The sequence below is a fragment of the Winogradskya consettensis genome, assembly GCF_018332715.1.
GTDB lineage: Bacteria > Actinomycetota > Actinomycetes > Mycobacteriales > Micromonosporaceae > Actinoplanes > Actinoplanes consettensis.
Window position 1 is genome coordinate 1 of sequence record NZ_BOQP01000028.1, and the last position, 14,617, is coordinate 14,617.

At 71.3% G+C, this 14,617-nt stretch carries 11 protein-coding genes, 1 rRNA gene and 1 pseudogene; 12 read left to right on the forward strand and 1 reads right to left on the reverse strand.

Annotation, left to right across the window (positions count from 1 at the left end; genetic code table 11):
- Window positions 1-137 precede the first annotated feature (137 nt).
- The 3 genes from rrf (at window position 138) to Aco04nite_RS25365 (ending at window position 4,520) form a co-directional block, all read left to right on the forward strand.
- A 5S ribosomal RNA gene (gene rrf, locus Aco04nite_RS25355) occupies window positions 138-254 on the forward strand.
- A 2,368-nt stretch (window positions 255-2,622) separates the two neighbouring features.
- Window positions 2,623-3,540: a Replicase polyprotein 1ab gene (locus Aco04nite_RS25360; protein WP_244876298.1), complete on the forward strand. Its 918-nt coding sequence runs from the start codon at window positions 2,623-2,625 to the stop codon at window positions 3,538-3,540.
- The gene (locus Aco04nite_RS25365) at window positions 3,537-4,520 is read left to right on the forward strand and encodes an HAD-IIA family hydrolase (protein WP_212999762.1); all 984 of its coding nucleotides are present in this window, start codon (window positions 3,537-3,539) and stop codon (window positions 4,518-4,520) included. Before Aco04nite_RS25360 ends, Aco04nite_RS25365 begins: the two co-directional genes overlap by 4 nt.
- 47 nt (window positions 4,521-4,567) lie before the next feature.
- Here the strand turns inward: Aco04nite_RS25365 and Aco04nite_RS25370 are convergent, their stop codons facing one another.
- On the reverse strand, window positions 4,568-4,903 hold the full coding sequence (locus Aco04nite_RS25370) for an SCP2 sterol-binding domain-containing protein (RefSeq protein ID WP_212999763.1): 336 nt from the start codon (window positions 4,901-4,903) through the stop codon (window positions 4,568-4,570).
- Between the two features lie 123 nt (window positions 4,904-5,026).
- Here Aco04nite_RS25370 and Aco04nite_RS49050 point away from each other — a divergent pair.
- The 9 genes and pseudogenes from Aco04nite_RS49050 to murJ form a co-directional block, all read left to right on the forward strand.
- Window positions 5,027-5,599, forward strand: a pseudogene (locus Aco04nite_RS49050) (phasin family protein); the annotation flags it as partial.
- A gap of 479 nt (window positions 5,600-6,078) precedes the next feature.
- Window positions 6,079-6,285, forward strand: coding sequence for a hypothetical protein (locus Aco04nite_RS25380; RefSeq protein WP_244876280.1), 207 nt, complete (start codon window positions 6,079-6,081; stop codon window positions 6,283-6,285).
- Complete coding sequence (locus Aco04nite_RS25385) at window positions 6,285-7,145, forward strand: TlyA family RNA methyltransferase (RefSeq protein WP_212999765.1); 861 nt, start codon at window positions 6,285-6,287, stop codon at window positions 7,143-7,145. Before Aco04nite_RS25380 ends, Aco04nite_RS25385 begins: the two co-directional genes overlap by 1 nt.
- Window positions 7,146-7,185: 40 nt before the next feature.
- Window positions 7,186-8,073, forward strand: coding sequence for an NAD kinase (locus tag Aco04nite_RS25390; RefSeq protein WP_212999766.1), 888 nt, complete (start codon window positions 7,186-7,188; stop codon window positions 8,071-8,073).
- A gap of 64 nt (window positions 8,074-8,137) precedes the next feature.
- Window positions 8,138-9,883, forward strand: a complete 1,746-nt coding sequence (gene recN, locus Aco04nite_RS25395) for a DNA repair protein RecN (RefSeq protein ID WP_212999767.1) — start codon at window positions 8,138-8,140, stop codon at window positions 9,881-9,883.
- A gap of 105 nt (window positions 9,884-9,988) precedes the next feature.
- Entirely contained in the window at window positions 9,989-11,167 is a 1,179-nt protein-coding gene (gene steA, locus Aco04nite_RS25400; RefSeq protein ID WP_203843335.1) for a putative cytokinetic ring protein SteA, read from the forward strand.
- Window positions 11,168-11,194: 27 nt separating this feature from the next.
- Window positions 11,195-12,139, forward strand: a complete 945-nt coding sequence (locus Aco04nite_RS25405; RefSeq protein WP_212999768.1) for a copper transporter — start codon at window positions 11,195-11,197, stop codon at window positions 12,137-12,139.
- A 71-nt stretch (window positions 12,140-12,210) separates the two neighbouring features.
- Window positions 12,211-13,041, forward strand: a complete 831-nt coding sequence (locus tag Aco04nite_RS25410) for a hypothetical protein (protein WP_212999769.1) — start codon at window positions 12,211-12,213, stop codon at window positions 13,039-13,041.
- A complete protein-coding gene (murJ, locus tag Aco04nite_RS25415) occupies window positions 13,038-14,606 on the forward strand; it encodes a murein biosynthesis integral membrane protein MurJ (protein WP_212999770.1) in 1,569 nt (522 codons plus the stop codon). Before Aco04nite_RS25410 ends, murJ begins: the two co-directional genes overlap by 4 nt.
- Window positions 14,607-14,617: the final 11 nt, after the last annotated feature.

Sequence of the window (14,617 nt, forward strand, 5' to 3'; positions counted from 1 at the left end):
CCACCCTAAACTTGACGCTCCATGTGAGCTCTTGTAAAAGCGTTTATGCGTCCACTGTGTGATTCACAGCAAACAACCATCCCCCCAAACAACGTCATGTTGTTGGGCTGGGTTGATGGTTTAACGCTGATAGCTGTTTCGGTGGTTATAGCGGAGGGGAAACGCCCGGTCTCATTCCGAACCCGGAAGCTAAGCCCTCCAGCGCCGATGGTACTGCACTCGGGAGGGTGTGGGAGAGTAGGACGCCGCCGGACTCAACGTACAGTCGAGGGCCTTCCCCGGATGGGGTTGGCCCTCGACTGCTTTTCTGCGTTCAGCGCCTAGTAGCGTTGTACGGACGCCCGTCGGCGTGCCTCGAGCGCGCCGCGGTGCCGGGCAAGACCGAACGTGAGCAAGACCGAGCAAGAGCAAGACCGAGCAAGACCGAACGTGAGCAGGACAGAGCGAGAGCTCGACAAGTCAAGAGCGAGAGCTCGGCACGACGTGCAAGTGAATGCCCCCTGTAGTTGATCTGCTCCGGCGACCGGGCCCTCGTGGCCGGCCACGCCGAACCTTGGAAGGAAATGACCCGTGAACCCAGGACCGCAGGATGGCGGCAACCGCGACGACGAGGCCCGGTCCGGCCGCGCTCGCGACGGCGGCTCCGAAGGACCGCGCGGCGACCGGGGTGACCGGGGCGGAGACCGAGGAGCCCCGCGCCGCGGTGGCTTCCAGAGCGACCGTGGTGGCTCGGGCGGCGGTTTCCGCAGCGGCGGCCCCGACCGTGGCAGCTCGGACCGTGGCGGCTCCGACCGTGGTGGATACCAGGGTGGTGGCGACCGGGGCGGCTTCCGTGGCGGCGACCGCGGCGGATCCACCGGCGGCTTCCGGGGTGGCGACCGTGACCGTGGCCCCTCGACCGGCGGCGACCGTGGCGGCTTCCGCAGCGGTGGCAGTTCGGACCGTGGCGGCTACCAGGGTGGCGGCGATCGTGGCGGCTTCCGCAGTGGCGGCAGCGGCGGCTCGGACCGTGGCGGCTACCAGGGCAACCGTGGCGTGACCGGTGGCGACCGCGGCGGTTTCCGTGGCGGCGACCGTGACCGTGGCTCTTCGACCGGTGGTGGCTTCCGTAGTGGTGGCGACCGTCCCGGCTACCAGGGTGGCGGCGACCGTGGCGGCTTCCGCAGCGGCGGCTCCGACCGTGGTGGGTACCAGGGCGGCGGCGACCGCGACCGTGGTTCCTCGGCCGGTGGTGGCTTCCGTAGTGGTGGTGACCGTCCGGGTTACCAGGGCAACCGTGACAGTGGCCCTCGCGAGGGTGGCTTCCGCGGCGGTGACCGTGACCGCGGTGCTTCGAGCGGCGGTTACCAGGGTGGCGGCGACCGCGGTGGGTTCCGTGGTGGCGACCGTGACCGGGGCTCGTCGACCGGCGGCGACCGTGGCGGATATCAGGGTGGCGGTGACCGGGGCGGTTTCCGTGGCGGCGACCGTGACCGTGGTTCCTCAGCCGGTGGTGGCTTCCGTAGTGGTGGCGATCGTCCGGGTTACCAGGGCAATCGTGACAGTGGCCCCCGCGAGGGTGGCTTCCGCAGCGGTGGCGGTTCGGACCGTGGCGGTTACCAGGGTGGCGGCGACCGTGGCGGGTTCCGCAGCGGTGGTTCCGACCGTCCGGGCAACCGCACCGGCGGCGGCTTCCGCGGCGACCGGCCTTCCGGTGACCGTCCCTCGTTCGGCGACCGGCCCCAGGGCGACCGTGGACCGCGTGAAGGCGGCTTCCGTGGCGGCGACCGGGACCGTGGCGGCGACCGTGGTGGTTACCAGGGTGGTGGCGACCGGGGTGGCTTCCGTGGCGGAGACCGTGGCGGTTCGACCGGTGGCGACCGTGGCGGCTTCCGCAGTGGCGGTGACCGTCCGGGTTACCAGGGCAATCGTGACAGCGGCCCTCGCGAGGGTGGCTTCCGCGGCGGTGACCGTGGTGCATCGAGCGGCGGCTACCAGGGTGGTGGCGACCGCGGTGGGTTCCGTGGCGGGGATCGTGACCGGGGCTCTTCGGCCGGTGGCGGCTTCCGTAGTGGCGGTGACCGTCCGGGTTACCAGGGCAATCGTGACAGCGGCCCTCGCGAGAGCAGTGGCTTCCGTGGCGGCGACCGGGACCGCGGTGCTTCGAGCGGCGGCTACCAGGGTGGTGGCGACCGCGGTGGGTTCCGTGGCGGGGATCGTGACCGGGGCTCCTCGGCCGGTGGCGAGCGTGGCGGGTTCCGCAGTGGTGGCGACCGTCCGGGTTACCAGGGCAACCGTGACAGCAGCACCCGCGAGGGTGGCTTCCGTGGCGGCGACCGGGACCGTGGCGCTTCGACCGGCGGCTACCAGGGTGGCGGCGACCGTGGCGGCTACCAGGGCAACCGTGGCGGCGACCGGGACCGGGGCGGCGACCGTGGTGGATACCAGGGTGGCGGCGACCGGGGTGGTTACCAGGGCAACCGGGGTTCGGCGCGCGATGCGCAGGGGACTCCGCAGGACCGGCCCCAGGATGACCCGACCGCGTTCAAGGCTCCCGCGATTCCCGATGACATCGCGGCGACCGACCTGGACAAGGACGTGCGCTCCGAGCTGCTGAGCCTGTCGCGGGAGACCGCTGACGCGGTGGCGCGGCACCTCGTGGCCGCTGGGCAGATCATCGACGAGGATTCCGAGCTGGCGTTGCTGCACGCAATTGCCGCACGGCGGCTCGCGTCGCGGATCGCCGTGGTGCGGGAGGCTGTCGGGCTGGCCGCGTACGCCGCGGGTGACTGGACCACGGCGATCGCGGAGCTTCGCACGTACCACCGGATGACGGGTAAGCAGACGCACCTGGCCGAGCTGGCCGACTGTGAGCGGGCCCTGGGTCGTCCGGAACGGGCGATCGATCTTTTCCGGGGTGCCGACAAGGAGACGCTGGACAAGGCCGGCGCCATCGAGCTGCTGATCGTGGCTGCCGGTGCGCGTGGCGACCTCGGCCAGAACGACGCCGCGGTGGCGATGCTCCAGGTCAAGGAGCTGACCACGGAGGCGGACGCCGAGTGGGCGGCCCGGCTGCGGTATGCGTACGCGGATGCTCTGCTCGCCGCCGACCGGCGTGACGAGGCTCGGGAGTGGTTCTCGCGGGCCGCTGCGGCGGACGATGACGGCATGACCGACGCCGCGGAGCGCCTGCTCGAGCTCGACGGTGTGTCGATCGAGGGCGACGAGGACGACGAGGACGAGGACGACGCGCAGGACGGCGCCGACACCAGGTCCGAGGCGCAGCTCGACGATGACGACGACGAGGACCTGGACGACGAGCTCGACCAGGACGTCGACGCCGGGATCGACGAGGACGACGACGAAGACGATGAGGATGACGACGAGGACGAGGATGACGACCTCGCCGCTGTCGCCGCCGAGGACGAGGATGACGACGCCGAGGCGCTGACCGATGGTGACCTCGCCGGTGCCGACGCCGACGACCTCGCCGCCAAGACCGATGCTGAGAAGGCCGATGCCGGCAAGGCTGAGCAGGCGAAGGCGGGGGACAAGGAGTGAGCGGGCGGCTGGTCGACGGGTACGACCTGGTCATCTTCGACCTCGACGGGGTCGTCTATCTGATCGACAAGCCGATCGCCGGCGCTGCGGAGGCCGTCACGCAGTTGCGTGCGGACGGCACTCCCATCGCGTACGCGACGAACAATGCGTCCCGGCGCGCGGCTGACGTCGCGAGCCTGCTCAACGGCATGGGTGTGTCGGCGGAGTCGGCTGAGGTCCTGACCTCGGCCGGTGCCGCCGCGGCCCGGCTGGCCGAGCAGTTGCCGGCCGGTGCTCCGGTGCTGGTGGTCGGTGCCGAGGCGTTGCGTGCGGAAGTACGCGACGCGGGCCTGACGCCGGTGGACAGTCTCGACGACAAGCCGGCCGCGGTGGTGCAGGGCTTCGGCCCGGACGTGGGCTGGAAGATCCTGGCCGAGGCGGCGCTCGCCGTTCGGGCCGGGGCGTTGTGGGTGGCGACGAACACCGACCGCACGCTGCCCAGCCCGCGCGGCCCGCTGCCCGGCAACGGTTCGCTGGTGTCGGTGCTGCGGACGGCGCTGGACCGCGAGCCGGACCTCGTGGTCGGCAAGCCGGCGCCGGCGCTGTTCGAGACGGCGGCGTCGCTGTCGAAGTCGCAGCGTCCGCTGGCCGTCGGTGACCGGCTGGACACCGACATCGAGGGCGCGGTCGGTGCGGGCATGGACAGCCTGCTCGTGCTCACCGGTGTGAGTGACGCGGCCGAACTGCTGTCCGCGCCGGAGTCGCGTCGGCCCACTTACGTGGCCGCGGATCTGTCGGGGCTGTTCGCTCCGGCCGAGGACGCGCGGATCCCGGTGACGGGCGGCGAGGCGGGCGGCTGGCGGCTGAGCGACGGGCGGCTCGAAGGCTCGGGTACGCCGGTTGACGCGCTGCGGCTGCTGGCCGGTTTCGTGTGGGGTGGCGGCAAGGCGTCGGCCGGCTCGGACGAGGCCGCGAAGCTGCTGGAGCAGTGGGGTCTCTAGTTCTGGTGAGAATGGGCCGCGGGGCTTCCCGCGGCCCATTTCTCGTTTTACAGCAGTTTGCGCAGCTTCAGCAGGTCGAACGGGTTCGCCTTGATCGAGACCTGCCGGGAGGCGATCGCCTTGGTGACGTCGAGCCGGCCGGTGAGCAGGGCGATGAGGTCGTCGCTGGCCGCGGTGAGGGCGATCTTCGCCTTGGGGTCGTCGCCGTCGGTGATGTCGACGAGCCGGCCGCCCTCGAGGCGGGCGTGGAACGCGGTCGACAGGTCGGGGACCCGGCACGCGAGGGTGCGGTCGAGGTCGAGTTTGCCGCGGGTCTCCGCGTTGGCGTCGAGACGGGCAGCGAGCTTGCTCAGGGCCTCACGGCACTCTTCCACGGTGGCCATTGCGGACGCTCCTTGTCACGACACCTGATCTCGTAACGCACGGTACCCGACGGGCGTGCGGGGTAGCCCGGTAGCGTGGCACCAGCGAAAGCGCAGGCGCAGCGCGAGAGGGGTGTGGGCGAGATGCAGGACGCATGGCGGGCGTATCTGGAGATGGCGCTCGGCTTGACGGAGGCACCGCGCAAGAGGGCGCAGAAGGTCGCCGGTGAGCTGCTGAACAAGGGCGGCGCGACCGCCGGTCAGCTGCAGGGCCTGGTCGAGGATCTGATGTCCACCGGGGTGGCCAACCGGGAGGCGCTGACGAACCTGGTGCGTTACGAGGTGGACAAGGCCCTCGGGCGGGTCGGGCTGGCCACCGCCGAGGAGGTCTCCGACCTCACCGCGCGGGTCAAGGATCTGGAGAAGGAGCTTCGCGAGGCGCAGGAGCGCGCGGACGGTGCCGGGGTGACGCTCGCCGAGCCGGGCCCGGCCACGGTCACGCCACCGGCCCCGCCCGTTTCCGCGGCCTCGTCCGTTTCCAAGGCCCCGCCCGTTTCCAAGGCCCCGCCGGTCTCGCCGGTCCTGCCGGTGAAGAAGGCCGTCGCGAAGAAGGCGGTTGCCAAGAAGGCAGTGCCGGGAGCGGCTGCGCCGACGCCGACGCCGACGCCGACGCCGACGCCGACGCCTGCGACTGCCGGTCCGGCGAAGGCCGCGCCGGAGAAGGCTGTTCCCGCGAAGGCCACGAAGGTGGCGAAGGCCGCCAAGGCCGCGACGGTCACTCCCTCGGCTGAGCCGGCGGGGACGATGGCCGCGCCTACCGCGTCGGTGAAGGCTGCCGCCGCCGAGACGGTGCTGCCGCCGACGTCACCCGCGGCGAAGAAGGCTGCGGCCTCGAAGGCCGCGGCGAAGAAAGCAGCGCCGGCCAATAAAGCAGCGCCGGTCAAGAAGGCCGCGCCGGTCGACAGGGCCGTGCCGGTCAAGAAGGCCGCGCCGGTGAAGAAGGCGGCGCCGGTGCAGTGGACCGCCCCGAATGACAGCGCTCCGGAGGGCACGTCGTGAGTTACCCGAATCAGCAGCCGCAGCAGCCGCGGCCGGGGCCGATGCCCGGTGGGTTCCGGCCCGGTCCGCCGCCGGGCGGGCCGCGTCCGGGAGGATTCCAGCCCGCCGCTCCGTCCTATGCGCCCCAGTCGCGGCCGGTGCAGTCGCAGCCGGCGCAGGCTCAGGCCCCGTCGCAGGTCACCGAGGGGATGCTCGACGGGTCGGAGACGACCGGTCATCCCGCCGTTGACGCTGTTCTGCAGTCGCTTGCCAATGCCGCCACGCTCGCTCCCGCCGACCAGCTCGCCGAGTACGAAGCCGCGCATCAGGTGCTGCAGGAGACGCTGGCGAGCATCGATCGCTGATGGCTCGTCGCGCGCGGCTCGATGCCGAACTTGTACGCCGCAAACTTGCCCGGTCCCGGGAGCAGGCCGCCACGCTGGTGGCGGCCGGCCGGGTGCAGGTGCGCGGCTCCGTGGCGCAGAAGGTCGCCACGATGATCGACCCGGCCGATCCGGTCGTGGTGACCGGGGAGGACCCGGCTGACGAGTACGTCTCCCGGGGCAGTCACAAGCTGAACGGGGCGTTGAAGGCGTTCGAGGGCCTCGAGGTGGAGGGCCGGCGGTGCCTGGATGCCGGGGCGTCGACCGGCGGGTTCACCGATGTGCTGCTGCGTGCCGGGGCTGCCAAGGTGTACGCCGTGGACGTCGGTTACGGGCAGCTCGCGTGGCCACTGCGTACCAATGATCGGGTGGTGGTGATGGAGCGCACGAATGTGCGTACGTTGTCGCCGGAAATGATCGAAGGCCCGGTGGCACTCACGGTGGCCGATCTGTCCTTCATCTCGTTGCGGCTCGTGTTGCCCGCCCTGGCGGCCTGTACGGCTGTCGACGGTGATCTGGCGCTGATGGTGAAGCCTCAGTTCGAGGTCGGCAAGGAGCGGGTCGGCACCGGGGGTGTGGTCCGGGACTGGCGGCTGCGGGCGGAGGCGGTGCTGGACGTCGCCGCGACGGCGGCGGAGCTGGGGCTGGGTGTGGCGTCGGTGGCGGCGAGTCCGTTGCCGGGTCCGAGCGGCAATGTGGAGTTCTTCGTGTGGTTCCGCCGGGACGCATCACCGGCTGATCCTGAGCGAGTACGCGCGGTGGTCGCAGCGGGGCCGTCCGGCGAGGTAAGTTCCGGCGAGCCGGCATCGACGCCGGTTTCGCCCCCCTTGGAGGACGTGTGATGGTTTTCCCCGGTTCGCTGCGTGCCGGAGCAGGGCCCTCATGAGCCGTTCGGCGTTGATGGTCACCCACACCGGGCGGCGGCAGAGCACGCAGTACGCGCAGACGGTCGCGCGGGATCTGGTCGCGAACGGGTTCGAGGTCAAGGTCATCGCCGAGGAGGTCGACGATCTGGAGCTGCCGCCGGGCGTCACCCCGGTGGACGATCCCGACGCGGCCGAGGGCGTGGAGATCGTGTTCGCGCTCGGCGGTGACGGCACGTTCCTGCGCGCGGCCGAGCTGGCGCGCCCGGCGAAGGTGCCGCTGCTCGGGATCAATCTCGGCAAGGTCGGCTTCCTGGCCGAGGCGGAGCTGCAGAACATCGACCAGACCGTGAAGGACATCGTCGCCGGGAACTACACGGTGGACGAACGGCTGACCCTTGACGTGCGGGCGGAGTACGACGGGCGGCTGATCGCCGACTCGTGGGCGCTCAACGAGGTCAGCGTCGAGAAGGGGCAGCGGGCGCAGATGCTCGAGCTGCTGGTCGACGTGGACGGGCGGCCGCTGTCACGGTACGGGTGTGACGGTGTTGTGTGCGCCACACCGACGGGTTCCACGGCGTACGCGTTCTCGGCGGGCGGTCCGGTGGTGTGGCCGGAGGTGGAGGCGCTGCTGCTGGTGCCGATCAGCGCGCACGCGTTGTTCAGCAAACCGATCGTGACGGCGCCCACGTCGACGTTCGTGCTGACCGTCGATCCGTACACGTCGTTCGCGACGTTGTGCTGCGACGGGCGGCGTACGTGGGATCTGCCGCCGGGTGCGCAGGTCACGGTGCATCGTGGTGATCTTCCGGTGCGGCTGGTACGGCTGAACCCGAAGCCGTTCACCGACACGCTGGTGGCCAAGTTCCACCTGCCGGTGGAGGGCTGGCGGGGTAATCGACGCTGATCAGCGTCGTCTTCGGTGGGATGCCGGTGGGCAATTGTCGGTGGGCACCGATACTGTTCGCCCTGTGCTGGAGGAACTCAGGATCACCGGGCTCGGCGTCATTGATGACACGACGCTGCGGCTGACCACGGGCATGAACGCGATAACCGGCGAGACCGGCGCGGGTAAGACGATGGTGGTGACCGGTCTCGGCCTGCTCTTCGGGGGCCGGGCCGACGCCGGACGAGTGCGCGCCGACCCCGGGCGCGCGGTGGTGGAGGGCCGCCTGCGGCTTGACGGGCGGCTGGCCGCTTCGGTGCAGGCCCGGATCACGGACGCCGGCGGCGAGGTCGACGACGACGGTTCGGTGCTGCTGAGCCGCACGGTGACGATCGAGGGCCGGTCGCGGGCGCACGTCGGCGGGCGCAGCATGCCCGTGGCGATGCTGACCGAGGTCGGTGAGCAGGTCGTCGCGGTGCACGGGCAGTCGGACCAGTTGCGGATCCTGCGCCCGGCCGAGCAGCGGGCGCAGCTCGACCGTTATGCGGGCCCGGATCACGAGAAGCTGCTGGAGACCTACCGGCAGGTGTATGCGCAGTGGCGCACGGTGGTGGACGATCTCGCCGACCGGCGCCGCAACGCCCGCGAGCGCACCCAGGAGGCCGAGCTGCTGAAGCTCGGTCTCGACGAGATCACCCGGGTGGATCCGCAGCCGGGTGAGGACGAGGATCTGCGCACAGAGGTGCAGCGCCTCGAGCACGCCGAGGGGTTGCGCACGGCGGCGGCGCTGGCGGGGCAGGCTCTCGCGGGTGGCGTGGAGGAGACCGACGAGGGGCTCGACGCGACCCAGTTGCTGGGCACCGCGAAGCGCACCCTGGAGGCGCAGGCCTCGGTCGACCCGGCGCTGGCGGAGCTGGCGGGGCGCATCGAGGAGGCGGCGACGCTGGTCGCCGACGTGTCCTCGGAGCTGTCGGCCTATCTGAGTCAGCTCGACGCCGACCCGGCGCGGCTGGAGACGATCTACGAGCGGCGCGCGGCGCTGCGGGCGTTGACCCGTAAGTACGCCGACGACGTCGAGGGCGTCATCGCGTGGGCCGATCACGCCCGTTCCCGGCTGGCGCTGCTGGACACCTCCGACGAGGTGCTCGAGGAGCTCGACAAGGAGCGGGTGCGGCTGGCGGCGCAGGTCGCCGAGCTGGCGGGCCGGGTGACGGCGGCGCGGGTCGAGGCGGCCGGGCGGTTCTCCGAGCAGGTGACGGTGGAGCTGGCCGGGCTGGCGATGCCGCACTCGCGGGTGGAGATCGCGGTGCTGGCGCGCACGGCGGGTCGTGACGAGCCGGTGATCGACGAGCTCGCGGTCGGCCCGGACGGCGCCGACGAGATCGAGATCCGGTTGATCGCGCACCCCGGCGCACCGGCGTTGCCGTTGCAGAAGGGCGCGTCGGGCGGCGAGCTGTCGCGGGTCATGCTGGCCATCGAGGTCGTGTTCGCCGGTGCCGGTGGGCCGCCGACGCTGGTGTTCGACGAGGTCGACGCGGGTGTGGGTGGTCAGGCCGCGGTGGAGATCGGACGGCGGCTGGCGCGCTTGGCGCGTACCCATCAGGTGTTGGTCGTGACCCACCTGCCGCAGGTGGCGGCGTTCGCCGATCGGCACCTGGTGGTGCAGAAGGACACCGGCGGCGCGATCACCACCAGTGGGGTGAAGATCGTGGAGGAGACCGACCGGGCGCGGGAGCTGGCCCGGATGCTGGCGGGTCTGCCGGATTCGGATCTCGGCATCGCGCATGCCGAGGAGCTGCTGGCGGTTGCGGACCGTGAGAAGCGGGGCTGAACGACTCGGCAATAGGTGGGGGGTTGGCCGGTCATGCCCCTTTCGGGGGTGACGTTGTGCATGTCGGGTGCGAGGCGTTCGATCCGGCGTGTCAGGATGGCGTGGATGCGACTTCCCACCTTGCGCCGGACCCGGAGTGTCGAAGCCGGGGACCTGTCCGGCACCGCTCGTCTCGACCGCCGGACCAAGCGCCTGGTCGGGCGGTTGCGCCCGGGTGACATCGCGGTCATCGACCATGTCGACATCGACCGGGTCGCCGCCGACTCGCTGGTCGCCGTCGGGGTCGCCGCGGTGCTGAACGCGAAGCCGTCGATCTCCGGGCGTTACCCCAATCTCGGGCCGGAGGTGCTGGTCCAGGCCGGCATCGTGCTGGTCGACAATCTCGGTGACGAGTTGTTCGACCGGCTGAGCGAGGGTGACGTCGTCGCGATCGAGAACGACGCGGTCCTGCTGAACGGCGAGGCGGTCGCCACCGGCATCCGGCAGGACGCGCAGAGCGTCGCGGCCTCGATGGCCGACGCCCGTGAGGGCCTGTCGGTGCAGCTCGAGGCGTTCGCGGCGAACACCATGGATTACCTGAAGCAGGAGCGTGAGCTGCTGCTCGACGGTGTCGGTGTGCCCGACGTCGAGACGAAGGTCGCCGGCCGGCACGTGCTGATCGTGGTGCGCGGTTACGACTACAAGGCCGACCTCGACGTGCTGCGCCCGTACATCCGGGAGTTCAAGCCGGTGCTGATCGGCGTGGACGGCGGCGCCGACGCGCTGGTGGAGTCCGGCTACACCCCCGACATGATCATCGGGGACATGGATTCGGTCACCGACGACGTGCTGCGCTGCGGTGCCGAGGTGATCGTGCACGCCTACACCGACGGGCGCGCGCCGGGTCTGGCCCGGGTGCAGGCGCTCGGGGTCGAGGCGATCACGTTCCCGGCGTCGGCCACCAGCGAGGACCTCGCGATGCTGCTCGCCGATGACAAGGGCGCCACGCTGATCGTGGCGGTGGGCACGCACGCCAACCTGGTCGAGTTCCTCGACAAGGGCCGCGGCGGCATGGCGTCGACGTTCCTGACCCGGCTCAAGGTCGGCGGGAAGCTGGTCGACGCCAAGGGCGTGAGCCGGCTCTACAAGCAGAACATCTCCGGGTCGTCGCTGCTGCTGCTCGTGCTGTCCGCGATCGCGGCGCTGGCCTCCGCGGTGGCCGTGTCCACCGTCGGCAAGGCCTATCTCTCCGTGGTGTCCGAGTGGTGGGACAATCTGGTCTTCCAACTAGGACAGCTCTTTTAACAGCGAGACGGACCAAGAGGCTTTGGCGTGATCAACTTCCGGTACCACGTGGTGTCGCTCACCGCGGTCTTCCTCGCCCTGGCCATCGGCCTGGTGGTCGGCACGACCGCGCTCAACGGTCCCGTGGCCGACAACCTCAAGGCCCGGGTCGACTCGCTGAACAAGGACAACAGCAACTACCGCGACCAGGCCAACCAGTACCGCGACGAGCTGAACCGCAGCCAGGAGTTCGTCACCGAGGTGTCGCCGGCGCTGCTCAACGGCAAGCTGGCCAACCGCCGCCTGCTGGTCGTCGTGCTGCCCACCGGCAAGGACTACGCCGACGGCGTGACCAAGATGCTGACCACCGCCGGTGCCACCATCACCGGGCAGGTCTCGATCGAGGACAAGTTCTTCGACCCGGACAACTCGCTGGAGATGCTGGAGCTCGCCGAGCGGGCGTCGCAGCCGACGGTGCCGTCCGAGGTGCTGCCGCTCAACAGCGACGGGGTCGAGACGTCCAGCGCGCTGCTGGCGGAGTCACTGCTGACGAAGACGGTCGCGGTGACGCCCGCGGACCTGACCGCCGTGCTCACCGCGTACACCGAGCCCGGCTACATCACGGTCAGCGACAAGATCGTGCCGGGTGCCGAGGCGACCGTGATCGTGTCGGGACAGCCGCCGTCGGACAGCAAGGCAGCCGCGAAGAACAAGAACGCCGTCACCCTGACGGGGCAGTTCCTGACCGGGTTCCTGCCCGCGGAGCACCCGGTCGTGGTGGCCGGCACCGGCTCCGGCGACGGCAACCTGGTCTCCGCGGTGCGCGGCGACCCGGCGCTGGTCGTCAAGATCTCCACGGTGGACAACGCCAGCACCCCGCAGGGCCAGCTCGCGACCGCGTTGACCGTGGTCGAGCGGCTGGTCGCCGGGAAGATCGGTCAGTACGGCGTCGCGGCCGGGTCGACCTCGCGCGTCCCCGTGGTCGCCAGCTGAGGCTGGGGTCGTTCCCCTACACTCGGTGGGCCCGCGATGACGTGGGTGAGGCGAGCGCAGGGAGTACACGCATGGCCGGCAGGGTGACGTCGTCCGGGTTCGGGGCGCTCGCGGCCCGCGCCGCGCTGGCCTGGATCCGCCACGACCCGCACGCCGGTCAGCTGCAGCGCACCAACTTCCACGGCCGCACGGTCACCCTCGCGGGTGGTCCGGCTCTCGCGGCCGGGGCGACGCTGGGTGCCGCGCTGGGTGCTCCGGGGGCCGCTGCCGCCGCGGCGGTCGTCGTCGCGGGGGCCGCATCCGGGGCGGTCGGTTTCTACGACGACATCGTCGGCAACCGGCCGGAGCAGAAGGCGGCGAAGGGCTTCAAGGGGCACCTCGCGGCGTTGCGGGACGGGCGGGTCACCAGCGGACTCGTGAAGATCGCCGGGGTGGGTGCGGCGGGGCTGGCGGCGTCGGTGCTGTTGTCGCGGGCTCCGGGCGTACGTAAAGGCACGGTGAATGTGCTGCTCGGAGCGGGAGTGATCGCCGGGAGCGCGAATCTTCTGAACCTGCTCGATCTGCGGCCGGGCCGGGCGATCAAGGCCGGGACCGTCATCGGCGCGCCGCTGCTCGTGGGCCGGGCGGGCGGGATCGCCGCCGGGACGCTCGGGGCGAGCTCCGCGCTGCTGAGCGCCGACCTGGGCGAGGACATCATGCTGGGTGACGCCGGTGCCAACGCGCTGGGTGCGTTGCTCGGGGTCGCGCTCGTGGCGAAGACCGGGCCGTTCGGGCGGGCGGTCGCGCTGAGCGTGCTCGCCGGGCTGACCGCGGCGAGCGAGAAGGTCAGCTTCACCAAGGTCATCCAGGACACCCCGTGGCTGCGTGCGGCCGACGCACTGGGCCGGCGCCCGACTCCGTGACCGCCGCCACCCGCTCGCGGGCCACCGGGCTCGCCGGTGCCGCCGCGGTCATCACCGTGCTGACGGTCCTGGCCCGCATCGCCGGGTTCGGCCGCACCTTCGTCTTCCTGCATACCGTCGGCACCGGCGGGCTGGGCAACGTCTACAACGCCGCGAACACCATCCCGAACATCGTGTTCGAGCTGGTCGCCGGGGGAGCGCTGGCCAGTCTGGTCGTGCCGCTGATCGCCGGGCGGGACCGGGACGACGTCAGCGCGATCACGTCCGCGCTGCTCACCTGGGTGCTGACCCTGATGGTGCCGCTCGCGGTCCTGGTGGCGTTGCTGGCCGGGCCGATCGCGGGGCTGCTCGACGTGCCGGTCGCCGATCAGGAGGTCGCCGCGCGGATGCTGCGGGTGTTCGCTCCGCAGTTGCCGCTGTACGGCATCGGGATCGTGCTGACCGGGGTGCTGCAGGCGCATCATCGCTTCGCGTGGCCGGTGATCGCGCCGCTGTTGTCGTCGGTGACCGTGATGGGCGCGTACCTGAGTTATGCCCTGGTCGACGGGGCGCGCAGCGACATCGCGGGCCTGACCCGCCCGGGTGAGCTGTGGTTGTCGGCCGGGACCACCGCCGGGGTGGTCGTGCTGGCGCTGTGCCTGGTGATCCCGTTGAGTCGGTTGAAGCTGCGGTTGCGCCCGTCGTACCGGTTCCCGGGCGATGAGGGGCGGCAGGCGGTCCGGCTCGGCTGGGCCGGGGCGGTGACGGTGGGCGCGCAGCAGATCATGGTGCTGGTGGTGATCCTGCTGGCTGCCGACGGCCCGCTGACCATCTATACCGCGGCGCAGACGGTGTTCCTGCTGCCGTGGGCAGTGCTCGCTGTGCCACTGTCGACCGCTGTCTACCCCCGGCTGGCGGCGTCGCACGCGCAACAAGACGAAAACGGATATGTCGCAGCTTTGTCGTCCACTGCGCGCACGGTGGTGCTGCTGGCCTGCCTCGGCGCCGCGCTGCTTGCCGCCGTCGCCTGGCCCGCCGCCTACCTGATCGGAGCTGCGTCGGCCGCCCCGGGCATCGTCGGATTCGCACCTGGCCTGGTCGGATATGCACTTTTCGCCCTGCTGTCCCGTGCCTTGTACGCCCGCGGCGCCACCATCGCCGCCGCAGCCGCCACCGCCGTGGGCTGGGCCGTCGCCGCGGTGTCCGCGATCGTGCTCTGCGCGGTGCTCGCCGAGCCGGACCAGGTCGCCGGGCTGGGCGCCGCGAACGCGATCGGTATGTCGGTCATCGGCCTGCTGCTCGTGCTCGCCGTGCGCCGCCACGCCGGCCCGGCCGCACTCGCCGGGCTGAGCAGGGTGACAGCCGTCGGTGTCGCCGCCGCGCTCGCCGCCGGAGCCGCCGGATGGGCCGCGTCGCAGGGCCTGGGCCGGGCGCTGGGCGGCACCCCGGCAGCCGGGGCGAGCCTGTTGCAGGGCATGCTTGGCGCAGTCGTGGTCGCGGTCGTGTTCGTGGCGGTGGTGTACCCGCTGGACCGCCGTGATCTGCGGCCGCTCGTCCAGAAGATCACCAGGAGGGGACGCTCGTGAGTCAGCCGGCG

Excerpts from the sequence above, each read along its gene's own strand:
- Aco04nite_RS25370 (WP_212999763.1), bottom strand. The coding sequence starts at position 4,903 with ATGGCCACCGTGGAAGAGTGCCGTGAGGCCCTGAGCAAGCTCGCTGCC.
- Aco04nite_RS25385 (WP_212999765.1), top strand. The coding sequence starts at position 6,285 with ATGGCTCGTCGCGCGCGGCTCGATGCCGAACTTGTACGCCGCAAACTT.
- Aco04nite_RS25390 (WP_212999766.1), top strand. The coding sequence starts at position 7,186 with ATGAGCCGTTCGGCGTTGATGGTCACCCACACCGGGCGGCGGCAGAGC.
- steA (WP_203843335.1), top strand. The coding sequence starts at position 9,989 with ATGCGACTTCCCACCTTGCGCCGGACCCGGAGTGTCGAAGCCGGGGAC.
- Aco04nite_RS25410 (WP_212999769.1), top strand. The coding sequence starts at position 12,211 with ATGGCCGGCAGGGTGACGTCGTCCGGGTTCGGGGCGCTCGCGGCCCGC.